The sequence below is a fragment of the Pseudomonas sp. A-RE-22 genome (assembly GCF_019956035.1).
In the GTDB taxonomy this organism is placed as follows: Bacteria; Pseudomonadota; Gammaproteobacteria; order Pseudomonadales; family Pseudomonadaceae; genus Aquipseudomonas; species Aquipseudomonas brassicacearum.
The window spans coordinates 12,749-35,438 of record NZ_JAHBCZ010000027.1 but is presented as its reverse complement, the minus strand read 5'-3'; the positions used below and the strand labels follow the sequence as shown (position 1 = coordinate 35,438).

Annotated in this window: 19 protein-coding genes; 11 read left to right on the top strand and 8 right to left on the bottom strand. The window is 63.1% G+C overall.

Annotated features, from left to right (window positions below; genetic code table 11):
• Positions 1-44 precede the first annotated feature (44 nt).
• The 8 genes from nosR to nahK all read left to right on the top strand — a co-directional run bounded on the left by nosR (position 45) and on the right by nahK (position 11,721).
• Positions 45-2,213, top strand: a complete 2,169-nt coding sequence (gene nosR / locus KGA89_RS15005; RefSeq protein WP_223471940.1) for a transcriptional regulator NosR — start codon at positions 45-47, stop codon at positions 2,211-2,213.
• Positions 2,214-2,266: 53 nt separating this feature from the next.
• A complete protein-coding gene (gene nosZ / locus KGA89_RS15000; RefSeq protein WP_003201412.1) occupies positions 2,267-4,186 on the top strand; it encodes a TAT-dependent nitrous-oxide reductase in 1,920 nt (639 codons plus the stop codon).
• 26 nt (positions 4,187-4,212) lie between these two features.
• Positions 4,213-5,532, top strand: coding sequence for a nitrous oxide reductase family maturation protein NosD (locus tag KGA89_RS14995; protein WP_003201414.1), 1,320 nt, complete (start codon positions 4,213-4,215; stop codon positions 5,530-5,532).
• Positions 5,529-6,446 (top strand): ABC transporter ATP-binding protein, encoded by a 918-nt coding sequence (locus KGA89_RS14990; protein ID WP_013693248.1) that lies wholly within the window; start codon positions 5,529-5,531, stop codon positions 6,444-6,446. The genes KGA89_RS14995 and KGA89_RS14990 overlap by 4 nt, the downstream gene beginning before the upstream one ends.
• A complete protein-coding gene (locus KGA89_RS14985) occupies positions 6,443-7,273 on the top strand; it encodes an ABC transporter permease (protein WP_003201419.1) in 831 nt (276 codons plus the stop codon). Before KGA89_RS14990 ends, KGA89_RS14985 begins: the two co-directional genes overlap by 4 nt.
• Positions 7,274-7,303: 30 nt before the next feature.
• On the top strand, positions 7,304-7,831 hold the full coding sequence (locus KGA89_RS14980) for a nitrous oxide reductase accessory protein NosL (protein ID WP_013693250.1): 528 nt from the start codon (positions 7,304-7,306) through the stop codon (positions 7,829-7,831).
• A gap of 154 nt (positions 7,832-7,985) precedes the next feature.
• Positions 7,986-9,149: a nitric oxide-sensing protein NosP gene (gene nosP / locus KGA89_RS14975; RefSeq protein ID WP_003201423.1), complete on the top strand. Its 1,164-nt coding sequence runs from the start codon at positions 7,986-7,988 to the stop codon at positions 9,147-9,149.
• A complete protein-coding gene (gene nahK / locus KGA89_RS14970; RefSeq protein WP_223471939.1) occupies positions 9,079-11,721 on the top strand; it encodes a hybrid sensor histidine kinase/response regulator NahK/ErcS' in 2,643 nt (880 codons plus the stop codon). The genes nosP and nahK overlap by 71 nt, the downstream gene beginning before the upstream one ends.
• Before the next feature lie 45 nt (positions 11,722-11,766).
• Here nahK and KGA89_RS14965 read toward each other — a convergent pair whose 3' ends face one another.
• From KGA89_RS14965 to KGA89_RS14940, 6 genes are all read right to left on the bottom strand, one after another.
• Positions 11,767-12,432 carry a response regulator transcription factor gene (locus tag KGA89_RS14965; protein WP_014338437.1) on the bottom strand — a complete coding sequence of 222 codons (666 nt, stop codon included), beginning with the start codon at positions 12,430-12,432 and terminating at the stop codon, positions 11,767-11,769.
• 59 nt (positions 12,433-12,491) lie between these two features.
• The gene (locus KGA89_RS14960; protein WP_003201429.1) at positions 12,492-13,025 is read right to left on the bottom strand and encodes a PQQ-dependent catabolism-associated CXXCW motif protein; all 534 of its coding nucleotides are present in this window, start codon (positions 13,023-13,025) and stop codon (positions 12,492-12,494) included.
• Positions 13,026-13,286: 261 nt separating this feature from the next.
• Positions 13,287-14,078 carry an ABC transporter permease gene (locus KGA89_RS14955; RefSeq protein ID WP_063321456.1) on the bottom strand — a complete coding sequence of 264 codons (792 nt, stop codon included), beginning with the start codon at positions 14,076-14,078 and terminating at the stop codon, positions 13,287-13,289.
• The gene (locus tag KGA89_RS14950) at positions 14,075-14,806 is read right to left on the bottom strand and encodes an ABC transporter ATP-binding protein (RefSeq protein ID WP_212795836.1); all 732 of its coding nucleotides are present in this window, start codon (positions 14,804-14,806) and stop codon (positions 14,075-14,077) included. Before KGA89_RS14950 ends, KGA89_RS14955 begins: the two co-directional genes overlap by 4 nt.
• Complete coding sequence (locus KGA89_RS14945; protein ID WP_003201434.1) at positions 14,803-15,807, bottom strand: YVTN family beta-propeller repeat protein; 1,005 nt, start codon at positions 15,805-15,807, stop codon at positions 14,803-14,805. Before KGA89_RS14945 ends, KGA89_RS14950 begins: the two co-directional genes overlap by 4 nt.
• Before the next feature lie 27 nt (positions 15,808-15,834).
• Positions 15,835-17,001, bottom strand: a complete 1,167-nt coding sequence (locus tag KGA89_RS14940; protein ID WP_028237022.1) for an ABC transporter substrate-binding protein — start codon at positions 16,999-17,001, stop codon at positions 15,835-15,837.
• A 377-nt stretch (positions 17,002-17,378) separates the two neighbouring features.
• Here KGA89_RS14940 and KGA89_RS14935 point away from each other — a divergent pair, with 377 nt between their 5' ends.
• On the top strand, positions 17,379-18,632 hold the full coding sequence (locus tag KGA89_RS14935; RefSeq protein ID WP_114730937.1) for an ATP-binding protein: 1,254 nt from the start codon (positions 17,379-17,381) through the stop codon (positions 18,630-18,632).
• Positions 18,632-19,270, top strand: coding sequence for a response regulator transcription factor (locus tag KGA89_RS14930; RefSeq protein ID WP_043042249.1), 639 nt, complete (start codon positions 18,632-18,634; stop codon positions 19,268-19,270). The genes KGA89_RS14935 and KGA89_RS14930 overlap by 1 nt, the downstream gene beginning before the upstream one ends.
• Positions 19,271-19,339: 69 nt before the next feature.
• On the opposite strand, the gene KGA89_RS14925 is transcribed toward KGA89_RS14930, so the two are convergent.
• The gene (locus tag KGA89_RS14925) at positions 19,340-19,984 is read right to left on the bottom strand and encodes a pentapeptide repeat-containing protein (RefSeq protein WP_223471938.1); all 645 of its coding nucleotides are present in this window, start codon (positions 19,982-19,984) and stop codon (positions 19,340-19,342) included.
• Between the two features lie 130 nt (positions 19,985-20,114).
• On the bottom strand, positions 20,115-21,971 hold the full coding sequence (exaA, locus tag KGA89_RS14920) for a quinoprotein ethanol dehydrogenase (RefSeq protein ID WP_223471937.1): 1,857 nt from the start codon (positions 21,969-21,971) through the stop codon (positions 20,115-20,117).
• Positions 21,972-22,225: 254 nt separating this feature from the next.
• Here exaA and pedF point away from each other — a divergent pair, with 254 nt between their 5' ends.
• The gene (gene pedF / locus KGA89_RS14915; protein ID WP_003201446.1) at positions 22,226-22,687 is read left to right on the top strand and encodes a cytochrome c-550 PedF; all 462 of its coding nucleotides are present in this window, start codon (positions 22,226-22,228) and stop codon (positions 22,685-22,687) included.
• Positions 22,688-22,690: the final 3 nt, after the last annotated feature.

The following is a 22,690-nucleotide window of genomic DNA, read 5'->3' as shown; positions in this document are numbered from 1 at the left end:
CCCTACCATGATCGCCAAGATCCTGTCTTTAAGCCCTGGCGTCCATGACCCCTCACTTTGTGATGCTGCACCTATCCCGCTTCTGGCTCCACGGGCTGTTCGTTCTCCTGCTGTTGTTCACGGGCCTGGTCCAGGCCAAGGACTACGGTGACGTCCCGCAACAGCGCATCCACCATGTCCTGAATCAGACCGACTCGATCTCCGAGCCCGAAGGGCGGTTCAAGGTGCGCAAGCTGTCCGCTGCCGGCAAGGTTGTGGGCTATGTGTTCCAGAGCCTGGACGTGGTGGACATTCCCGCCTATTCCGGCAAGCCGATCAACGTCCAGGTCATTCTCGATCCGGCCGGTGTGATTCTCGATGCCTATGTGCTCGAACACCATGAGCCGATCCTGCTGATCGGCATCGCCGAAGAAAAACTCCACGCGTTCAGCGCGCGCTACAGCGGTATCAAGGTCAACCAACGGGTGGTGGTGGGGCATTCCAGCGATCCGAATGCCGTGACCGTGGATGCCATCGCCGGGGCTACCGTGACGGCGATGGTGGTCAACGAAGTCATCATGCGTGCCGCCCACGATGTCGCGGTGTCCCTGGGCCTGGTCAAGGGTGATGCGGGGTTGGCCGTGGCGCCGGCGCGTGTGCGTGAGGACATCTACGAGCCCGCCGACTGGAAGACCCTGACCGGTAACGGCGCTATCCGCCGTCTGCTCCTGACCCGTGGCCAGGTTGACGCTTCCTTCAAAGGCACTGAGGCCGAACAGGTCGAAACCGCCAGCGGCGAGCAGGTGAACGACACCTTCATCGACCTCTATGCCACCCACCTCAACCCGCCCACCATCGGTCGCAACCTGCTGGGTGAGGCGCAATACCGCACACTGATGGCCGAGCTCAAGCCGGGCGAGCAGGCCATCGCGGTGATGGGCAGCGGTCGTTATTCCTTCAAGGGTTCGGGATACGTGCGTGGCGGCATCTTCGACCGGGTGCAACTGCGTCAGTCCGGCGACACCATCAGCTTTCGCGACTTGGATTTTCAGCGCCTGAATGATGTGGCCCTCGACGACATGCCGGACTTCGATGAAATGGCGATTTTCATCATCCGTGCCTCCCACCGTTTCGACCCTGGTTCACCCTGGACCCTGGAACTGCTGGTGCGCCGCCAGACCGGACCGGTCAGCGGCACCTTCAGCAGTTTCGAGTTGGCCTATCAACTGCCCGAACCTTACCTGGAACGGCCATTGCCTACCGCCGAGCAACTGGCGGCCGCCGAAGAAGCCAGCCGGCCGATGTGGCTGACGCTCTGGTATCAGAAAAGTGTCGAAATCAGCGTGCTTGGCGTAGCCCTGCTGGTGCTGACGGCGATCCTGTTTTTCCAGGACTCACTGGCCCGGCGGCCGACGCTGTTGCATTGGCTGCGCCGCGGTTATCTGGTCTTCACCGTGGTGTTTCTCGGCGGCTACGCCTTGGCCCAGTTGTCGGTGGTCAACGTGCTGACCTTCGTCCACGCCTTGTTCGAAGGCTTTCGCTGGGAGCTGTTCCTCACCGATCCGCTGATATTCATTCTTTGGGTGTTCACCGCCGGCAGCATTCTGCTGTGGGGGCGTGGGGTGTTCTGCGGCTGGCTGTGTCCGTTCGGCGCGTTGCAGGAGTTGATCAACGAACTGGCGCGCAAGCTCAAGGTGCCCCAATACGAGTTGCCGTTCGCCGTGCATGAGCGGCTCTGGGCGATCAAGTACATCATTTTGCTGGTGCTGTTCGGCGTTTCGCTGGAGTCGATGGCCACCGCCGAACGGCTGGCCGAAGTGGAACCCTTCAAGACCGCCATCACCCTCAGGTTCGACCGCCAGTGGTGGTTCGTGGCGTACGCAGTGGGCCTGCTGGTGATCAACCTGTTTACCCGCAAGGTCTATTGCCGCTACGTCTGCCCGCTGGGCGCGGCCCTGGCGATGCCGACCCGGCTGCGGCTGTTCGACTGGCTCAAGCGCCGCAAGGAGTGTGGCAACCCCTGCCAACTGTGCGCCAAGGAATGCGAGATCCAGGCGATTCATCCCGATGGTCGGATCAATGCCAACGAATGCCATTACTGCCTCGACTGCCAGATGACCTGGCACAACGAAAACAAATGCCCGCCGCTGATCAACAAGCGCAAGAAGCGCGGCAAGGCGACCGTGAGCGATCCGCAACTGATTCCCGTGGTGCAGGTGAACCCGGCGCCTTGAGGCACCCCAATGGCCTGTCCCTTGACCCTTTCATTCTTCATGGAGCACACAGCATGAGCGATAAAAAAAACCAAACCCCGGGCTCGGTGGAAGAACCCAGGGGTGTCAGCCGGCGCAGTTTTCTCGGCACTGGCGCGGTAACCGGTGCCGTACTGGCCGGCGCGACGGCGCTGGGGGCCGGGACGTTCACCCGTGAGTCCTGGGCTGCGGCGGCCAAGGAGGCCAAATCCAAGATCCACGTCGGGCCCGGGGAGCTGGACGAATACTACGGTTTCTGGAGCGGCGGCCACCAGGGCGAGGTGCGGGTGCTGGGCGTGCCGTCGATGCGTGAGCTGATGCGCATCCCGGTGTTCAACGTCGATTCGGCCACTGGCTGGGGCCTGACCAACGAAAGCAAACGCATCCTGGGCGACAGCGCCAAGTACCAGAACGGCGATTGCCACCACCCGCACATCTCCATGACCGACGGCAAGTACGACGGCAAATACCTGTTCATCAACGACAAGGCCAACTCGCGGGTCGCGCGCATTCGCCTGGACATCATGAAGTGCGACAAGATCCTCACCGTGCCCAACGTGCAAGCCATCCACGGCCTGCGCCTGCAAAAGGTGCCGTACACCAAGTACGTGTTCGCCAACGCTGAGTTCGTGATCCCGCACCCCAACGACGGCCACACCTTCGACCTGCAGGATAAGAACAGCTTCACGATGTTCAACGCCATCGATGCCGAGAAAATGGAAATGGCGTTCCAGGTGATCGTCGACGGCAACCTGGACAACTCCGATGCCGACTACACCGGCAAATACGCCGCCAGCACCTGCTACAACTCCGAGAAGGCCTACGACCTGGGCGGCATGATGCGCAACGAGCGCGACTGGGTGGTGGTGTTCAACATCCCGCGTATCGAGGCGGCGATCAAGGCCGGCAAGTTCATCAACCTGGACGGCTCCAAGGTGCCGGTGGTCGATGGCCGCAAGACCGATGGCAAGGACTCCGAATTCACTCGCTACATTCCCGTGCCGAAGAACCCCCACGGGCTCAACACTTCGTCGGACGGCAAATACTTCATCGCCAACGGCAAGCTGTCGCCCACGGTTTCGATGATCGCCATCGACCGCCTGGACGATTTGTTCGCCGACCGCTTCAAGGACCCACGCGAAGTGATTGTCGCCGAGCCGGAACTGGGGCTTGGGCCGCTGCACACCACGTTCGACGGGCGCGGCAATGCCTATACGACCTTGTTCATCGACAGCCAGGTGGTGAAGTGGAACATGGACGAGGCCATCCGCGCCTACAAGGGCGAGAAGGTCAATTACATCAAGCAGAAACTCGACGTCCAGTACCAGCCCGGCCACAACCATGCGTCCCTCACCGAAACCAGCGAGGCGGACGGCAAGTGGCTGGTGGTGTTGTGCAAATTCTCCAAGGACCGCTTCCTGCCCACCGGCCCATTGCACCCGGAGAACGATCAGTTGATCGACATTTCCGGTGAAGAAATGAAGCTGGTCCACGACGGCCCGGCCTTCGCCGAACCCCATGACTGCATTCTCGCCCGGCGCGACCAGATCAAGACCCAGAAAATCTGGAACCGCAACGATCCGTTTTTCGCCGACACCGTGGCCCGGGCGAAGAAGGACGGCATCAACCTGGAAACCGACAACAAGGTCATCCGCGACGGCAACAAGGTGCGGGTGTACATGACGTCGATGGCGCCGGCCTATGGCCTGACGGAATTCACCGTGAAGCAAGGCAACGAGGTGACGGTGACTATCACCAACATCGACCAGATCGAAGACGTCACCCATGGTTTTGTCATGACCAACCACGGCGCGAGCATGGAGATCAGCCCGCAACAGACCTCTTCGATCACTTTCACCGCCGACAAGGCCGGCTTGCATTGGTACTACTGCAGCTGGTTCTGCCACGCCCTGCACATGGAAATGGTCGGGCGCATGCTGGTTGAAAAGGCCTGAGACGGCTCGTCAAGGAGACAGCTTCAATGACCGGGAAAACGCCACAACCTGCGGGTTACGCTCGCCAACCGGTCATTGCGCTGGTGCTTTGCCTGTTATCGGGCGGCGCGCTCGGCGCGCCGCAGCCGATCACCAATTTGCCTTTGCAGGCCGAGGGCGACCAGCAATGGCGCCTGCCTGCGGGCCAGTACCGGGGCTCGTTCAGCATTGACCAGCCCATGACCCTCACCTGTGCGCCGGAGGCGGTATTCCAGGGCCAGGGCGAGGGCAATGGCGTGATCATTCGCGCCCCGAACGTGCGGATCCAGGGGTGTACGTTCCTGGACTGGGGCCACGACCTGACGGCCATGAACGCCGCCGTGTTCATCCAACCGGTCGCCCAAGGGGCCGTGGTGCGTGGCAACCGGATGCAGGGCCAGGGCTTCGGTATCTGGGTCGATGGCACGCGGGACGTCAGCCTGATCGACAACCGCATCCAGGGCGACCCCAGCCTGCGCTCCCAGGACCGTGGCAATGGCATCCATTTGTATGCCGTACACGGCGCCCGGGTCATCGGTAACCAGGTACACGAAACCCGCGACGGCATCTACATTGACACCTCCAGCGGCAACCTGCTCCAGGGCAATGTCCTGGAGGACCTGCGCTACGGCGTGCATTACATGTTCGCCAACGATAACCGCCTGCTGGATAACGTTACCCGGCGCACCCGCACCGGTTATGCCCTGATGCAAAGCCGCCAGCTGACGGTCACCGGCAATCGCTCCGAACAGGATCAGAACTACGGGATCCTGATGAACTACATCACCTATTCGACCCTGCGCGACAACTTCGTCACCGACGTGCGCGACGGGTCCACCGGCGACACCATGATCACCGGCGCCGAGGGCAAGGCCCTGTTCATCTACAACTCATTGTTCAACCGCATCGAAGGCAACCATTTCGAGCGCAGCGCCGTGGGCATCCACCTGACGGCCGGCTCGGAGGATAACCGCATCGCCGGCAATGCCTTCGTCCACAACCAGCGCCAGGTCAAGTACGTTGCCACCCGATTGCAGGAATGGTCGGCGGACGGTCGCGGCAATTACTGGAGCGACTACCTGGGCTGGGATCGCAACGGCGATGGCTTGGGCGATGTCGCCTATGAGCCCAACGACAACGTCGATCGCCTGCTGTGGCTGTATCCCCAGGTGCGCTTGTTGATGAACAGCCCGGGAATCGAACTGCTGCGTTGGGTGCAGCGAGCTTTCCCGGTGATGAAATCCCCCGGGGTGATGGACAGTCATCCGCTGATGGAAACGCCTGTCCAGCCCCCGCCACGCAACAGTGCCCAGGAGGACGCGTCTTGAACGTCGTCGAGATCGAAGGCGTCAGCCAGTACTATGGCGATGTCGCCGTGCTGCGCGGGCTGGACTTGAATCTGGCCCAGGGCGAAGTGCTCGGCCTGTTCGGGCATAACGGTGCGGGCAAGACCACCACCATGAAGCTGATCCTCGGTTTGCTGCGGGCCAGCGAGGGGCAGGTGCGTGTCTTCGGCCGAGCGCCCAGCGACCCGAGCGTGCGGCAGATGCTCGGTTATCTGCCCGAGAACGTGATGTTCTATCCGCAGTTGAGCGGGCTGGAAACCTTGCGCCATTTTGCCCGGCTCAAAGGTGCTGCACCGGAGCAAGTGCAGCGTTTGCTGGAAGAGGTCGGGCTGGCGGGTGCCGCGACACGGCGGGTGAAAACGTATTCCAAGGGCATGCGCCAGCGTCTTGGTCTGGCCCAGGCGCTGCTCGGCCAACCGCGCCTGTTATTGCTGGATGAACCGACCGTGGGCCTGGACCCTATTGCCACCCAGGACCTCTATCAGTTGCTCGACCGCCTGCGTTGGCAGGGCACCAGCATCATTCTCTGTTCTCACGTCCTGCCTGGCGTGGAAGCTCACATCAACCGCGCCGCGATTCTCACCAGAGGGCGCCTGTTGGCCTTGGGCAGCCTGGCCCGGCTGCGGGAGGACGCCGGGCTGCCGACGCTGATCCGCGCCTCGGGCCTGTCGCGGGCCGACTGGCTTCGCCAGCATTGGCGCAGCGAGGGGCACGCCACCCAAGGCTGGGGCGCAGAAGGGGTGCAAGTGTCCGCGCCGGATGGCAGCAAACTTAAATTGCTGCGCCAGTTACTGGCCCAGGATGACCCGTCGGATGTCGAGATCAAGCCGCCGTCGCTGGAGGACTTGTACCGTCATTACATGGTCCGTGCCGCAGCCGAGGAGACCAGCCTATGAATCCGGTCTGGAACATGGCCCGCAAGGAATTCAGCGATGGCCTGCGCAATCGCTGGTTGTTGGCGATCAGCCTGTTGTTCGCGGTGCTGGCGATCGGCATCGCCTGGCTCGGCGCGGCGGCGTCCGGTCAACTGGGGTTCACCTCGGTACCGGCCACGGTGGCGAGCCTGTCCAGCCTGGCGACCTTCCTGATGCCGCTGATTGCCTTGCTGCTGGCCTATGACGCGATTGTCGGCGAGGACGAGAGCGGCACCTTGCTGCTGTTGCTGACCTACCCGTTGGGCCGCGGCCAATTGCTGCTGGGCAAGTTTGTCGGCCATGGCTTGATCCTGGCCCTGGCCACTTTCATCGGTTTTGGCTGCGCGATGCTTGCCATCGCCCTGTTGGTGGACGATGTCCAGTTGAGCCTGCTGCTCTGGGCCTTCGGTCGGTTCATGGTGTCCAGCACGCTGCTGGGCTGGGTGTTCCTCGGGCTCGCCTATGTGCTGAGCAGCTTGTCGGCAGAAAAATCCACCGCAGCCGGATTGGCGCTGGGGGTGTGGTTTTTCTTCGTGCTGGTGTTCGACCTGGCCTTGCTGGCGTTGCTGGTGCTGAGCGAGGGGCGCTTCAGCCCGGAACTGTTGCCCTGGCTGCTGCTGTTCAACCCTACCGACGTGTATCGGCTGATCAACCTGTCCGGGTTCGATGCGGCGTCCAGCGGCGCCGCGGTGCTGACCTTGGGCAGCGACCTGCCGGTGTCGGCGCCTTTGCTCTGGCTGTGCCTGGGCTTGTGGATGGCGGTTCCGTTGTGGCTGGCCTATCGGTTGTTCAATCGCCGGTGTCCGTGAATTTCAATCTTGATAAGGGAGCATGCAACGATGAACAAGGTGTACCTCAAGGGGGGCCGCCTCTTGGCCGGGGTGTTGATGTGCCTGGCGCTGGCGGCCTGCGGCAAGGCCGAGCCACCTGCGGCCAGCGAGGCGGCGCTGGCGTTTCATCCCAGTGACGAGTGCCATGTGTGCGGCATGGTCATCACTGACTTCCCCGGGCCCAAGGGCGCGGCGGTCGGGGCAGGGGGCGTGAAGAAATTCTGCTCGCCGGCGGAGATGCTGGGCTGGTGGTTGCAGCCGGAAAACCATCGGGCTGACGTCAAGCTGTATGTCCACGACATGGGCCGCAGCCATTGGGATACACCGGATGACGCCCACCTGATCGACGCCCGGACCGCCTACTTCGTCATCGGCAGTGGGCTTAAAGGCGCCATGGGCGTTGTCCTGGCCTCGTTCTCCGACCCCCAGGCGGCACAAAAGCTCGCCAGCGACACCGGCGGCCGGGTGCTGCGGCTGGAAGACATCGACCAGAAATTGCTGGGGCAGGCGACTGCCATGGCGCCGATGAGTCACTGATATTGCTTGTTCGGCAAACCACGCTTGTGGCAGGGGCGCTTGTGGGAGCAATCTCATCCCATGGAAGCGTCCACCCGCTACCCAAGTAGCATTCGTCGACTCGACGCGGCTTCGTACACTCAGGGCTCCTATCACGCACCCGTCGGAGGCGAAGATGCAGCAGGCCCAGAGCGAAGGTGTGGTGAGCGCCATGTCCCAGGCGACGGACGTCCAGCAGGTGGCCCAGGAGCTGGCGCGGCAGTTGTTGCACCCGCACCTGGGCTTCGTGCTGTTTTTCTGTTCCGCCGAATACGACCTGCCGGCCCTGGGCCAGGCGTTGTCCCAGAGTTTCGGCGGGATTCGCCTGGTGGGCTGTACCAGCGCCGGTGAAATCACCGCCCAAGGTTATGGTCGCAACTGCGTGACGGCGGTGGGGTTCGATCACCGGCACTTTTCCATCGCCGCCGAACTGATCGGTGAAATGGAGCGCTTCAGCCTGATCGACGCCCAGCAAATGGTCGAGCGCCTGGCGAGCGGCTGTCGCAGCAACGCCTTGGCCCCGATCAAGGGTCACAGTTTCGCCTTGACCCTGCTCGATGGCCTGTCCAGCCGCGAGGAAATGGTGCTGGCGGCCTTGAGTGCCGCGCTGGGGGATATCCCGCATTTCGGCGGGTCGGCTGGCGATGACAACTACCTGACCCACACCCACGTGTACTTCGAAGGCCAGTTCCACAGTGGCGCGGCCGTGGTGGTGTTGATCAATACCTGGCTGGAATTCGAAGTCTTCACTACCCATCACATCCTGCCTCGCCAAGAGAAGCTGGTGGTGACCGGTGCCGACAGCGCCTCGCGGCGGGTCTATGAGCTCAACGCCGAACCCGCCGCAGAAGAATACGCCCGGCACATCGGCGTGCCGGTGAGCGCCCTCGACTATCGGGTCTTCGCCGCCCATCCACTGGCGGTGCGCATCAACGATCAGTACTACGTGCGGGCGATCCAGCAGGTGCACCCGGACCTGAGCCTGAGTTTCTACTGCGCGGTGGAGAACGGCATCGTTCTCACCGCCATGACCCCCGGTCCCTTGCTGCAAAACCTGCAAACGCTGTTCGACGGTTTGCAGGCCCGTCTCGGTGATCTGTTGCTGACCATCGGCTGCGATTGCTTTCTCCGGCGCCTGGAGCTGGAAGATCGCGGCGGCCTGGAGCAGATCGGCCAGTTCCTGCGCGAACAACGGGTGATGGGGTTCAACACCTATGGAGAACAGTTCAATGGCATGCATATCAACCAGACGTTCACCGGAGTTGCCATTGCCCGACATCGCGTCCCCGGCCATCGTTGAGCTGCAGGCCCAGCTCGCTGCCCTGCAGCACGAAAACCGCAAGTTGCGGCGCATCAACGAGGCGCTGATCGAACGGGTGGAGTCTGGCGTAACCCGGGGCAACGACCCGTATGCGGCGTTCCAGCACTCGGTGGTGCTGGCCGAGCAGGTGCGCGAGCGCACCGATGCGCTGAACCAGGCCATGGCTGAACTCAAGGCCGGCAATCACTTGCTGGGCGAGGCGCGGCTGCGGGCGGAAACCGCCCACCGGCACCTGATCGACGCCATCGAAAGCATCTCCGATGCGTTTGTGCTGTTCGATGAGCAGCAACGCATTGTCCTGTTCAACAGCCGCTTCAAGGCCTTCTGGGCCAACAGCCGGGTGCGCATCATCGCCGGAATGCGTCTCTCCGAGGTCAAGCGCTTGATGACCGCCAACGGGCTGTTTAGCGAAGAGCCTCGGGGCCAGGCCGACGAGCACGTGCTGTACCGGCTGCAGAACGGACGTTGGCTGCAAGTCAGCGAGCGACCGACCCAGGAGGGCGGCCGGGTAATCCTGTTCACCGATATCACCGACGTCAAGCTCAGCGAAACGGTGCGCCGCGAGCAGGCCATCGCGCAGAAATCCCACCTGTTGCAGCGGGCGGTGGACAACCTGTCCCAGGGCGTGGCGATGGTCAACGCCCAAGGCGTGCTGGAGCTGTGGAACCGGCGTTTCCTCGAACTCAGCGGCCTGGCACCGGTAGCGGCGCACCGGCCATTCAATGAAGTGATTGCCGACAGTGAGCTGCAACTGCTGACCCCGGCCAGTCGCGACAGCAACGGCCGGCTGATCCACGAATCCGAGCAGCGCCTGTCCGATGGCCGGGTCCTGGAGATTCGTACGCATCCCTTGCCCACTGGCGGCTACGTCAACACCTTCACCGACATCACCGAACGCTACCAGCACGCCGAGGCGCTGAGCGAAAGCGAACGCTGGATTCGCCTGATCACCGACCATGTGCCGGCGCTGATCGCCTACCTCAACGCCGACCTGGTCTACGAATTCACCAACAAGGTCTACGAGCAGTGGTATTGCTGGCCCCGTGGCGTGATGCTCGGCCAGAGCCTGCGCGAAGCCCATAGCGAGCAGCATTACCAGCGCCTGGAGGCCTACGTGGCGCGGGCGTTGGCGGGTGAGAGCGTGACGTTCGAGTTCGCCGAGACCAATATCAACAATCAGGAGCGCTACATGCTGCGCTCCTATGTACCCAACCGCCTGGCCAACGGCGAAGTGGTGGGAATTTTCGTGCTGATCCGCGACATCACCGAACGCCGGCGCACTGCTGAAGCGCTGCACCAGGCCTACCAGAACCTGGAACAGCGGGTCCAGGAGCGCACGGCCGAACTGACCACCCTCAACGAGCAGTTGCTGCGCGAAATCGACGAGCGCAGCCGGGTGGAATTGCGCCTGCGGGAGGCCAAGCGCGAGGCCGAGCAGGCCAACCTGTCGAAGACCAAGTTTCTCGCAGCGGTCAGCCATGATCTGCTGCAACCGCTCAACGCCGCCCGGCTGTTCACCAGCGCCTTGCTGGAGCGCCGCGAGCCGGTTGCCAACGCGCAACTGGTGCGTAACGTCAGCAATTCACTGCAGGACGTGGAGAACCTGTTGGGCACCCTGGTGGATATATCCAAACTGGACGCCGGGGTGATCAAGGCCGATGTCGCGCCGTTCGGCCTCAGCGAGCTGCTCGACAACCTGGCCGCCGAATACGCCCAGATCGCCCGCAGCGAAGGGCTGGAGCTGCACTTTGTCGGCTGTTCGGTGCTGGTGCGCAGCGACATGCAATTGCTCGCGCGAATCCTGCGCAATCTGCTGAGCAACGCTATTCGCTACACCCCCAGCGGCCGGGTGGTGCTGGGTTGTCGGCGCCACCGCCAGCGCGTGTCGATCCAGGTCTGGGACAGCGGCATCGGCATTGCCGAGAACCGCCTGGAGGAAATATTCCAGGAGTTCAAGCGCGGCGACGTGCAGCGCCCGAATCAGGACCGTGGGTTGGGCCTGGGCCTGGCGATTGTCGAGAAAATCGCCGGGATCCTCGGGCACCGGATCCAGGTGCGCTCCTGGCCGGGCAAGGGCTCGATGTTCTCTATCGACGTGCCGCTGAGCGCCACCGCGCCCAAGCCGCTGCCGTGCCTGGACATGAGCGAGCCGATGCTCGAACGACTGCGTGGGGCGCGGGTCTGGGTACTGGATAACGATGCGGCGATCTGTGCCGGCATGCGTACGTTGCTGGAGGGCTGGGGTTGCCAGGTAGTGACCGCGTTGTCAGAACAGGACCTGGCCCGCCAGGTGGACAACTACCATGCCGAGGCTGACCTGTTGATCGCCGATTATCACCTGGACAACGATCAGAACGGCGTCGATGCGGTGGCCCGGATCAACGCCCGCCGGGCCTCACCGATCCCGGCCATGATGATCACCGCCAACTACAGCAACGAACTCAAGCAGCAGATCCGCGAACGCGGGCACACCCTGATGCACAAGCCGGTGCGACCGATGAAGCTCAAGATTGCGATGAGTCATCTGTTGGGCCAGGCCCAGAGCCATTGATCGTTCCCACGCTCTGCGTGGGAATGATCGATAGTGTCCAGCGGTTCAACGCCGCAGATAAGCCCCGAAATCAATATCCCCGGCACTGAGGATCGCCTGCACCCGGTTGTGCACGTTGAGTTTGCGCAGGATCGCCGAGACGTGAGCCTTGACCGTGGTTTCGGCGATGTCCAGGGTGTAGGCGATCTGTTTGTTCGACTCGCCCTTGGTCATGCGTTCGAGCACCAGCAATTGCTTGCGGGTCAAGGCCTGGAGCAGTTCCGGCGGGAAGCTCGGGTTTTCGTTCAGGCGCCGCCCCATCGGGCTTTTTTGCGTACGAATGATGTCCGGCGGCAGGTACACGTTGCCGTTGAGGATCTGCTCGATGGCGTCGGTCATCTGCGAGCGTGGCGAGGATTTGGTGATGAAACCCACCGCGCCATAGGTGATGGCCTGCAGCACCACCTGTTTGTCCTGCTCGGCGGAGACAATCACCACGGGGATGGTCGGTGCCTCGTTGCGCAGGTTGATCAGGCCATTGAGCCCGTGCATGCCGGGCATGTTCAAGTCCAGCAGGATCAGGTCCAGGTCGTCGTGCTCGGCAGTCAAGGCCAGGGCACTGTCCAGGTCGGCGGTCTCCATGACCTCGCTGCCAGGAAAACCGTCGCTGATGACGTTGTGGATGGCTTCGCGAAACAGTGGGTGATCGTCGGCTATCAGGATTTTATACATGGCCATTCACCTCGTTATTGTCGTGTGGGGCAGAGCAGTTGCACGCACTTCTTGCAAGATCAGGGAAAGGGTTCGGGCCGGGCCGCTTGCAGGGGCAGGTTGGCCGCCTCCCAGGCATCGAGGCCATCGCGATACCAGTACAGATGGTTATAGCCCATGGCAGCGGCGCGTTTTACCGCGTTCCAGCTCAGCCAGCAATCTGCGCGGCAATAAAAGACCAATGGCGAATCCAACCGCCCGCCGGTGGCCGCGCGCAGGTGATGGCTGAAGTAGTCCTGCCAGGTCGGGTCGAGGTCGCCGTCACCGGTATTGGCCAGCCACAGGCTGCCGGGGAGATTGGCGTGGGGTTCGTTGTCGATGAAACGCCCTTGGACCCACGGCCTACGATAGACGTCGATCAGCACTGGGGGCGAGGCTTGGCCGAGCAGCTGTTGCAGGGCCTGGGTGTCGAGGGTCTGGGCGCCGTCGACAGTGGCGGGCGTCGGGCTGCGGTATTGGCCGATGCGATAACCCTGCGCTGAAAACAGCGCGGTATCGGCCTGCGCAACATTCAGCGCCAGGCCCAGCAGGAGGATCGCCAGCAAACGGGGCATAGGATTTATCCTTTTTGTTATGCGCCCATTACATGCCAGGGTCGAGGTCTTGTGAATGCGACCATGGACAGGAAAACCAGTACTAAAGTAGTAATTTCGACCATGGGCCCTGCACAGAACCCTTGTGGAGAACCTTGTGGGAGCGAGCTTGCTCGCGATAGCGACGGATCATTCAGCAAGGATGTTGACTGATACACCGCTATCGCGAGCAAGCTCGCTCCCACAGGATTGCACCCACAGGAATCTGGGCATGGGGCAGGATCAATTGGCCTTGCGCAACGCCGCATGCTGCGGATTGAACGTCCACACCGCCAACAGCGCGAACACCAGGGTCAACCCCACGCACACCGCCATCGCCAGCAGGTTGAACTGCTCGTACAGCGCAAAACGCACCAACTCCACGCCGTGGGTGAACGGGCTGACCGAGCAGAGCCAGTACAGCCAAGGGCTGGCTTCCTGCATTTTCCATAGCGGGTACAGTGCCGAAGACAGGAAGAACATCGGGAAAATCACGAAATTCATTACCCCGGCGAAGTTCTCCAGTTGCCGGATGGCATTGGACAGCAACAAGCCCAGGGCGCTGAGCATCAGGGCCACCAGCAACAGGGCCGGCAGGGCCAGCAGCAGGCCCATGGTCGGTGGCTGGATACCGTACAACCAGGCGATGGCGAGAAAGGCGTAGACCTGCAAGAGCGAGATCAGCGACGTCGCCAACAACTTGCTCGCCAGCAGAAAAGCCCGGGGCAGGGGACTGGTGAGCAGCACGCGCATGCTGCCCATCTCCCGGTCGTAGACCATCGACAGCGAGCCCTGCATGCCGTTGAACAACAGGATCATGCAGGCCAGCCCGGGCACGATGTACACCTCATAGGGGATGTAGGTGTCGTAGGGCGCGATGATGGCGATACCCAGTGCCGCGCGAAAACCGGCGGCGAACACCAGCAGCCACAGCAGGGGCCGGACCAGGGCACTGAGCAGCCGTGTGCGTTGCAGCACGAAGCGCAGCCATTCGCGCGTCACGATGCCGCTGAAACATTGCCAGTACGCATTCATGGCCGGACTCCCGAGGCGGTCAAGCGAGTGAAGGCCGAGCCGAGGGTGCCGCCGTGTTCCAGGCTCACCGCGTCGGCCTGTCCGCTGGCGACCAGGCGGCCCTGATGCACGATCAACAGATCGTCGCTGGGCTGCACTTCGTCGAGCAAGTGAGTGGTCCAGAGCACGCTGATACCTTGCTCGCTGCACAGTTGCCGGATGTGCAGGCCCAGGGCTAGGCGGCTGGCCGGATCAAGGCCGACGCTGGGTTCGTCGAGCAGCAACAGGCGCGGTTCGTGGAGCAGGGCGCGGGCGATCTCGACCCGGCGACGATGGCCACCGTTGAGGTCGCGTACCCGCTCGTGGCGGCGCTCCGTCAGGTGCTGGCGGGTCAGTTCAGCGTCGATGCGGGCGCTGCCCTGGCGCCGCGAAAACCCGTGCAGCGCCAGGTGATAGCGCAGGTTCTGTTCGATGCTCAGGTCCAGGTCCAGGGTGCTCTGTTGGAACACCACGCCCAACTGGCGCAGGGCCGATCTTGGTGATTTTTGCAGGGAATGACCGCCGATGCGGATCTCGCCACGTTGCAGGTCGTACAAACGCGTGAGCAGGGCGATCAGCGTCGACTTGCCGGCACCGTTGGGCCCCAGCAGCGCAGCGAAACGCCCGGCGGGAAGGCTGAAATTCATCTGCTTGAGGGCTTCGCGCGTGCCATAGGCAAAGCTCAGGTCGCTGACCTCCAGGGCGTTCATGGCGTGACCACCACGCCCCAAGGGTAGCGCCCGACTTTCACCGACTTCAGGACCTTGCGGCTCTCAACATCGATCACCGAGACATCGCCGCTGACGCCGTTGGTCGCCAGCAGCTGCTTCTGGTCCGGGGTGAACGCCAGTTGCCAGACCCGTCGGCCCACCAGCAGATAATCCAGCACTTCGAAGGTCTTGGCGTCGATCACTGCCACATGGTTCGCCGGGCCCAAGGCGACGAACGCCAGCTTGCCGTCGGCGCTGAGCTTGATGCCCACCGGTTGGACCTTGTCCGGGTGCACACCCTTGATCTGGAACGTCAGGGTCTTGAGGATCTTGCGCGTCGCCACGTCAAGCACGGTCAACGTGCCGCCGATCTCCGCCGAGGCCCAGAGCTGCGTGCCGTCGCGATTGAACTCGACGAAACGTGGCCGCTGATCCACCAGGGTGTTGTCGGCCAGGGTCTGGGTGCTGGTATCGATCCAGTGCAGCATGTTCGTGGTTTCGCTGGTGTTGACCGCCCACTTGCCGTCAGGGCTGACGGCCATGCCTTCGGGTTCGACACCCACGCCGATCTGGCCGAGCACTTCGGAGGTCTGGGTGTCGATCACCGTGACCAGGGCATCGTCTTCGTTGGAGACATACAGCCAGCGGTCGTTGGGGTGCAGGGCGAACTGCTCCGGGTCCTTGCCGGAGGGCAGTTCCTTGATGATCTTGCGGGTGGCGACGTCCATCACCTGGACCCGGTCCGAGTCGCTGGCGCAGATGTACAGCAGGCGATTGTCGTGGGACAGCAGCAGGCCCCGGGGGCGCTGGCCGACCGGCAGGGTCTCGATGACTTCCAGGCTCTGCATGTCGATCAGGCTCAGGCTGTTGTCTTTCTCGTTGGAAACCCAGGCGATGCTGGCGGCGGCGGGACCGGCGGCGAGCAACGCGGCGCCCAGGGCGAGGGCTTTGCATAGCCGGGTCGGGCAGAGCCGGGCCGGGTGAATCAGGGAGCGGCGCATGGCGGTTTTCCTTATTGTTGTTATCGATCAGGGGTAACGGCAGCTCACTTCGGGCTGGTCATAGCCCAGGCTGTCCATTTCATTGGAAGGGTGGAGAAAACCGTCCTGGGGCGAGGTGCTGACCAGTGCCCGAGGCTGGACCAGCGCAATTGGTTGGCGCAACTGGCCGTTCCAGGGCCGGTAGCTGAGCTTGCGACCCTTGAAGCCGTCCAGGGGCAACTGGTCGCTGAGGGCCAGATGGCGGATGGCGAGCGGGTCGTCCTGGCGCAGTTTGCTCACGGCGCTGGCGATGCTGCGCACGGCAATCCAGGCGGCGAAATCACGGTCGTTCATCCAGCGTCCGGCCAGGGCTTCGAAGCGTTTTTGCAACTGCGCTGCGCCGTAGGTTTCCACGGTCTTGTGCCAACCGGTGGGCGTCAGCCCTTGGGTGCCGGCCACCGGGCGTGGGTACCAGGTCTGGTAGGGCAGGTATTCGCCGAAGTCGCCGCGCTCGTCGGCCACCAGCACCACGTCGTACTCGGCGGTCTGGGTGAACAGTGGCATGTCGGCCTGGGCGCTGCGACGCTGGTCGTTGTCGAACTGCCAGGCCTTCTCGGCGACGATCTTCATGCCGAAGCGTTTCATGGCCCGGCGCAATGCGGCGGCATAGGCCTGGTCCTCGGGCGTCTGGCCGACGATCAGCAAGGCCCGCTGCCATTTACGCACGACGCTGAACTGCACCAGGGCATCGGCGAGCATGGCGCGGTCGGGCAGGCTGTGCAGCACGTTACCGAGGCAGTCGGTGGTGCGCAGGCTGTCGTCGGGGCTACCGGCGTTGAACAGCAGGCTGTCGGGCAGGGCGGCGCTGAGTTGGCGCAGGCTGGCGGCCGGTGCGTTGACCACGAACAGCCGCAGACCCTGGTCGTGTTGGGCCCGGGCGGCCTGGAGCAGCGCTTCGGGAGTGTCGACGCTGGCGCTTTCCAGGCGGTAGTCGTGCTTGAGAAAACGTCCGGTGCTGTTGCTGTCGACGATCGCCAGTTCAGCGCCGCGCAACCCGGCATCGGCCGGTTCGGCAATGACGTTGGACAGCAACGGGCCCGGATCGGGACGATAACCCAGGTAGCCGATGCGCACTTGCAGCGGCGTGATATCGCCCGCGTGAGCGGTTGCCGCTGCCAGCAGAGAAACCAGGGCGTAGCTGACGAGCCGGCGCATGACATCCTCCATTGCAGGTAGCGCCAGCATAGGAAGCCCAGGGTCATGGGGAAATATGCAGAAAGTACCGCCGGTGCAGTACCAAGGTAGTAACTCACCTTGGAGGCCGGGGTTTTAGCATGCTAGGCATCGTCATTGACCAGGAGGGGACAGACCATGCGGATTCTCAAAGCGTTGCTGCTGCCGTTTCTGCTGATCCTGAGTTTGATCGGGGTTGATCGTCCCAGAACCTGGAAACCTCCAAGCCCCTCTGTGGGAGCGAGCTTGCTCGCGATAGCGGTGGTTCAGTCAACTTCAGTACCGGATGTGCCGCCGTCATCGCGAGCAAGCTCGCTCCCACAGGGGGTGGGTGTCAATTCAGGGTTGGAGCGCTAGCCATGTCAGCCCTCTGGCGCATCAACCTCTGGGTTTGTGCCTTTTTCGCCCTGGTCACCCTGGCCTGTGCAGTCCTGTTGTTGCACCAGGCCACGGCCGATGTAAAACGCGAGCTGCAATCGGCCGGGTCGGTGGTGCATTACCTGCGCGAAACCGCCGAGCGCGATCCGGCCAGTCTCCAGCCGCGATTGACCGGCAGCCTGCGGCATGTGCGGGTCCGTTGGCTGGCCCCTGGGGAACTGTTCCCGGCGGATGAAGACGGGATGAAGGCCTGGCTCGGCCGCCGGTTACTGGATGACGGCCCTGCGGCCCAGGTGGTGGATTTGCCGGACGGTCGGCGGGCCTGGATTGCCGTCGACCCGCGCGATGAAATCGACGAGATTCTCGATTCCTTGGTGCAACTGTTGTACGTCTGCGCCCTGGCGCTGTCGCTCAGCCTGTTGGTGATTCGCTGGGGGGTACGCCGGGGCATGCGTTTGCTCGATGAGTTGCTGCATGCGTTGCGTCAGGTGTCAGCCGGGAACCTGCAGGTGCGCCTGGGTACTGAGGGTATCCCGGAGGCGCAGCATCTGGCGGGGCATTTCAATCGCATGACCGCCGCCCTGGCCGAGGCCCAGGCCGATAACGCCCGGCTTACCCACGCCTTGCTGGCCGTGCAGGAGCAGGAGCGCACCCAACTGGCCCAGACCCTGCACGACGATCTGGGCCAATACGTGGCCGGTATTCGGGCCCGCGCCTGCCTGCTGCGGCTGGTGATGGATCAACCCCTGGCGCTGGAGCAGACCGTCAGCCAGCTCGAAGAGCATTGCGAGCATTTGCAATTGGGTTTCCGGGCGCTGGTGCATGACTTGTACCCCGTGGTGCTGCAGCACCTGCCGTTGTGCGAGGCCATCAGGCTATTGGCCGGGCAATGGCAGGCCAACCAGGGAATCGCCTGTCAGGTGTGGATCGACAAAACGCTGCCGCCCTTGTCCGGTCCGGACAAGACCCACTTGTATCGTTTGTTGCAGGAAGCGTTGACCAACGTTGCCCGGCATGCCGGCGCCACGCAGGTGCGGATTCGCCTGCAACACCGCGCCGGGCGCCTGCGGTTGCTGGTGCGCGACAACGGTTGCGGAGCGACGCAACCATCGCGCGCCGGTGTTGGCTTGCACTCGATGTCTGAGCGGGCGCGCAGCCTGGGCGGTGAGCTGCGCATCGTCAGCCAGCCTGGCGCCGGGTGGGCGCTGGCCTTGAATATTGCCTTGGAGGCGTGATGAACATTTTGTTGGTGGACGACCATGCGGTGGTTCGGCAGGGCTATGCCAGCCTTTTGCGGGTGTTGATGCCGGACCTGCAGGTCCGCGAAGCAGCCACCGGCGAGGAGGCGTTGAGCCAGGTCCAGGAGCAGGTGCCGCATCTGGTGATCATGGACTTCGGCCTGCCCGGTATCAGTGGCTTGGAAACCACCCGCCGGCTACGCCAGCGCCTGCCACAGCTGCGGGTGTTGTTCTTCAGCATGCACGATGAATTGCCCTTGGTGCGCCAGGCATTGGACGCCGGTGCCGCGGGCTACCTGACCAAGAATTCGGCACCCCAGGTGCTGATGGAAGCGGTACGCCGGGTGCTGGCCGGGCATGTCTACATCGAGCAATCCCTGGCCACGCAGCTGGCCTGCACCAGCTCGCGCCAGGATGTCGACCCGCGCCTGCAATGCATGACCCAACGGGAGTTGGAGATTTTCGTCATGCTCGCCAAGGGCACCCCCGCCCGCACCATTGCCGAACAGCTGTGCATCAGCGCCAAGACCGTGTCCAACCACCTGACGCTGCTCAAGAGCAAGTTGCAGGTCAGCTCCCATGCCGAGCTGGTGCATCTGGGGATCGATATGGGGGTGGTGCGGGTGGCTGGCTGAAATGATCAGAGCCGAACGCGGAGCGTCCGTTGAGACATTCCCACGCGGAGCGTAGGAACGATCAGGTCTTCACTGATCCCACGACATCGGGCACCCGGTACAGCCCTGCATGTTCGCATCCTGGAAATTCCCGTAATGCTGGCGAGAGCCGCTCAGGTTGGCCTGTTCCAGGTTGCTTTCGCCGAGCTTGGCTTCCTGCAGGTTGGCGTCGCGCAGGTCGGCGCCCTTGAGGTCGGCCTTGCTCAGCCAGGCCATTTCCAGGTCCGCCGCCTGCAGGTTGGCCTCGTGCAAGCGGGCGCCGGACAAGCGGGCGAATTGCAGGTAGGCCGCCGTCAGGTCGGCACGCTGGAATTGCGCGCCCTGGGCGAACAGGCCCCAACCCTGGATCGCCTTGAGTGTGGCGCCGCTGAAGTCCGCCAGGCGCAGGTTGCTTTGTTGCAGGCTGGCACGGGTCAGGTTGGCGCCCTGTAGCTGGGCTTTCTCAAGATTGGCCAGGTCCAGTCGCGCGTGCCGCAGATCGGCGTCGCGCAGATCGGCACCGCTGAGGTTCATCTTGCGCAGGTCCTGGTTCGCCAGTTTTGCACCGCGAAGGTTGGCGCCGGGGCATTGGCTGGATTCGGCGATGAGGCAGCCGTTGATCGTCAGGGGGGTGTCAGGGTCGTCGGCATGGGCAAGGGCGCCGATGAACAGAAGCAGCAATGGCAATGATTTCATGGCAGGAACTCGGGCAAGTGTGGGAACGGGCTTGCTCGCGAAGACGTAGGCACAGTCAAAATCCCTATCAACTGAACCACCGCTTTCGCGAGCAAGCCCGCTCCCACAGGGGATTGTGGTGAGGGTCAGGTTATTTCTGCGCCGTCGCCTTATCCCAGCTCGGAATCTTGAACACCCAGAACGACCCACCCTGGGCCACCGGCTTGGTCAGTTCGGCCATGTCGCCGCCCCACAACGGTACGGCGCCACCGCAGCCGACGGTCACGCCGATGAATTGCTCGCCGTCCTGCTCCCACGTGATTGGCGGGGAGACGATGCCGCTGCCGGTCTGGAATTTCCACAGTTCCTGGCCGGTCTTGGCGTCGAAGGCCTTGAAGAAGCCGTCGCCGGTGCCGGTGAACACCAGGTTGCCCTTGGTCGCCAGCACACCGGCCCATAGTGGCAGAGGTTCCTTGTGTTCCCAGACCACCTTGCCGGTGGTGGGGTTCATCGCCCGCAGGCTGCCGACGTGATCGTCGTACATGCGCTTGATGCGAAAGCCCATGCCCAGGTAGGCCGAGCCTTTCTTGTAGTTCACTTCCTCGGTCCAGTATTCCTCTTTCCACTGGTTGCCGGGGACGTAGAACAGGCCGGTGTCCTGGCTGTAGGCCATGGGGTTCCAGTTCTTGCCACCGAGGAAGGGCGGCGAGACTTCCACCGGCTTGCCCTTGGTTTCACCCGGCAATGGCTTGGCCGGACGCTGGCCGGGATTCTCCACTGGGCGACCGGTCTTGAGGTCGATGTGGCTGGCCCAGGTGATGTTGTCGACGAACGGGAAGGCGTTCTGCAGCTTGCCGTTGTTGCGGTCCACCACGTAGAAGAAACCGTTGCGGTCGGCGTGGGCGGTGGCCTTGACCACCTTGCCGTCCTTATCCTTGTAGTCGAACAGCACCAGCTCGTTGTTGCCGGAGAAGTCCCAGGCGTCGTTGGGCGTGTGTTGGTAGAACCACTTCACTTCGCCAGTGCTTGGGTCGACCCCGACCTGGCCGGAGGTATAGAGGCTGTCGAAGTCGTGAGGGTTGCCGTCCTTGGCCGTGCGCGCCCAGGTGTTCCACGGGCCGGGGTTGCCCGCGCCGACGATGATGGTGTTGGTCTCGGCGTCGAAACTGGCACTCTGCCAAGGTGCGCCGCCGCCGTGGCTCCAGGCTTCGACCTTGCCGGTTGCAGTGGTCTTGTCGTCGGGCCAGGAGGGCGCCTTGACGTCGCCGGTCGGCGTGCTGTCCTTGCCGTTGAGGCGGCCCATGTGGCCTTCGACAAACGGGCGCATCCAGACTTCGTCGCCGGTGTCCGGGTCGCGGGCGAACAGTTGCCCGACCACACCGAACTCGTCGCCGGAACTGCCATGGATCAGCAGGACCTTGCCACTGGTCTTGTCCTTGATCAGCACCGGGGCGCCGGTCATGGTGTAGCCGCCGGCGTGGTCGCCGAACTTCTTGTTCCACACCACTTTGCCGGTGTTTTTATCCAGGGCGACGACTCGCGCGTCCAGGGTGCCGAAGTAGATCTTGTCGCCGTAGATGGCCGCGCCGCGGTTGACCACGTCGCAGCACGGGCGAATGTTGTCCGGCAGCCGGTGGTTGTAGGTCCACAGGCGCTTGCCGGTCTTGGCGTCGAGGGCGAATACCCGCGAGTACGAGCCGGTGACGTACACCACGCCGTCGCTGACGATGGCCTGGGACTCCTGGCCGCGCTGCTTCTCGTCGCCGAATGAGTAGGACCAGGCCGGGGTCAGCTTGAACACGTTCTTGTCGTTGACCTGGGCCAGCGGGCTCCAGCGCTGGGCGTTGGTGCCCATGCCGTATTGCAGCACGTCCTTGGTGGTCAGGTGGTCGTTGGCGATGTCTTCCCAGGTGACGGCAGCGTGCGCCGAGGGACTCGACGACAGACTGCCGGCCAGCAGCAAGGCAACGGTCAGGGAGGAGAGGGCGGGTAGCGTTTTTATTCTCATGGAGGCAGTTCCCAGTGAAAGGTTTTGGCCTGACTAGGGTGAGTCGCGCCACGACGTTGCCGATACGGAAAAAGTCCCGCCCTTGCCGGGAAGACTTCCCGAACCGACTGTCTTTACGACCTGCGTCGGATGGCTTGCTACCAAGGAACTAGACCCCGGCCACCAAAGCAGCATTCGGCTGGGGCAAGGGGGTTCCTAAGATGACGGCACGGCTTCTTCACAGAGGTCTTGCGTGCAATCCAGAGGGCATAACAATGACAACAAAACGCAACGCCATCATCGCTACCGCATTACTGATGGGGCTGACCGGCGCAGGCTCCGCATGGGCCCATGGCAACGTAGTGCCCCAGGCAGTGGAAACCAAGGGTCTGACCCCGATCAAGGACACCGGTGTCGCACTGGACGGTGACGGCTGGGCCACGGTGAACCCTTATCGCGCCTCACCTGAACACGACCGGGCACTGGAAATCGGCTCATCGGCCTACAACCAGAACTGCGCGGCCTGCCATGGCCTGGAAGCCAAATCGGGCGGCATCGCCCCGGACCTGCGCATGCTCGACGCCGCCGACGCCGGTGATGAGTGGTTTGTCGAGCGCGTACGTCACGGTGCGGTGCGCGACGGCCGGGTCTACATGCCAAAAATGGCCGACTACCTGAGCCAGGAAGCCTTGTGGGCGGTGCGCACCTATCTCGACAGCGTGCACGTCGAGGAGTGATCG

Bases quoted from the DNA above. Each gene is read 5' to 3' on its own strand.
- nosR (WP_223471940.1), top strand. From the start codon at position 45: ATGACCCCTCACTTTGTGATGCTGCACCTATCCCGCTTCTGGCTCCAC.
- nosZ (WP_003201412.1), top strand. From the start codon at position 2,267: ATGAGCGATAAAAAAAACCAAACCCCGGGCTCGGTGGAAGAACCCAGG.
- KGA89_RS14995 (WP_003201414.1), top strand. From the start codon at position 4,213: ATGACCGGGAAAACGCCACAACCTGCGGGTTACGCTCGCCAACCGGTC.
- KGA89_RS14985 (WP_003201419.1), top strand. From the start codon at position 6,443: ATGAATCCGGTCTGGAACATGGCCCGCAAGGAATTCAGCGATGGCCTG.
- KGA89_RS14980 (WP_013693250.1), top strand. From the start codon at position 7,304: ATGAACAAGGTGTACCTCAAGGGGGGCCGCCTCTTGGCCGGGGTGTTG.
- nosP (WP_003201423.1), top strand. From the start codon at position 7,986: ATGCAGCAGGCCCAGAGCGAAGGTGTGGTGAGCGCCATGTCCCAGGCG.
- nahK (WP_223471939.1), top strand. From the start codon at position 9,079: ATGGCATGCATATCAACCAGACGTTCACCGGAGTTGCCATTGCCCGAC.
- KGA89_RS14965 (WP_014338437.1), bottom strand. From the start codon at position 12,432: ATGTATAAAATCCTGATAGCCGACGATCACCCACTGTTTCGCGAAGCC.
- KGA89_RS14960 (WP_003201429.1), bottom strand. From the start codon at position 13,025: ATGCCCCGTTTGCTGGCGATCCTCCTGCTGGGCCTGGCGCTGAATGTT.
- KGA89_RS14955 (WP_063321456.1), bottom strand. From the start codon at position 14,078: ATGAATGCGTACTGGCAATGTTTCAGCGGCATCGTGACGCGCGAATGG.
- KGA89_RS14950 (WP_212795836.1), bottom strand. From the start codon at position 14,806: ATGAACGCCCTGGAGGTCAGCGACCTGAGCTTTGCCTATGGCACGCGC.
- KGA89_RS14945 (WP_003201434.1), bottom strand. From the start codon at position 15,807: ATGCGCCGCTCCCTGATTCACCCGGCCCGGCTCTGCCCGACCCGGCTA.
- KGA89_RS14940 (WP_028237022.1), bottom strand. From the start codon at position 17,001: ATGCGCCGGCTCGTCAGCTACGCCCTGGTTTCTCTGCTGGCAGCGGCA.
- KGA89_RS14935 (WP_114730937.1), top strand. From the start codon at position 17,379: ATGTCAGCCCTCTGGCGCATCAACCTCTGGGTTTGTGCCTTTTTCGCC.
- KGA89_RS14930 (WP_043042249.1), top strand. From the start codon at position 18,632: ATGAACATTTTGTTGGTGGACGACCATGCGGTGGTTCGGCAGGGCTAT.
- KGA89_RS14925 (WP_223471938.1), bottom strand. From the start codon at position 19,984: ATGAAATCATTGCCATTGCTGCTTCTGTTCATCGGCGCCCTTGCCCAT.
- exaA (WP_223471937.1), bottom strand. From the start codon at position 21,971: ATGAGAATAAAAACGCTACCCGCCCTCTCCTCCCTGACCGTTGCCTTG.
- pedF (WP_003201446.1), top strand. From the start codon at position 22,226: ATGACAACAAAACGCAACGCCATCATCGCTACCGCATTACTGATGGGG.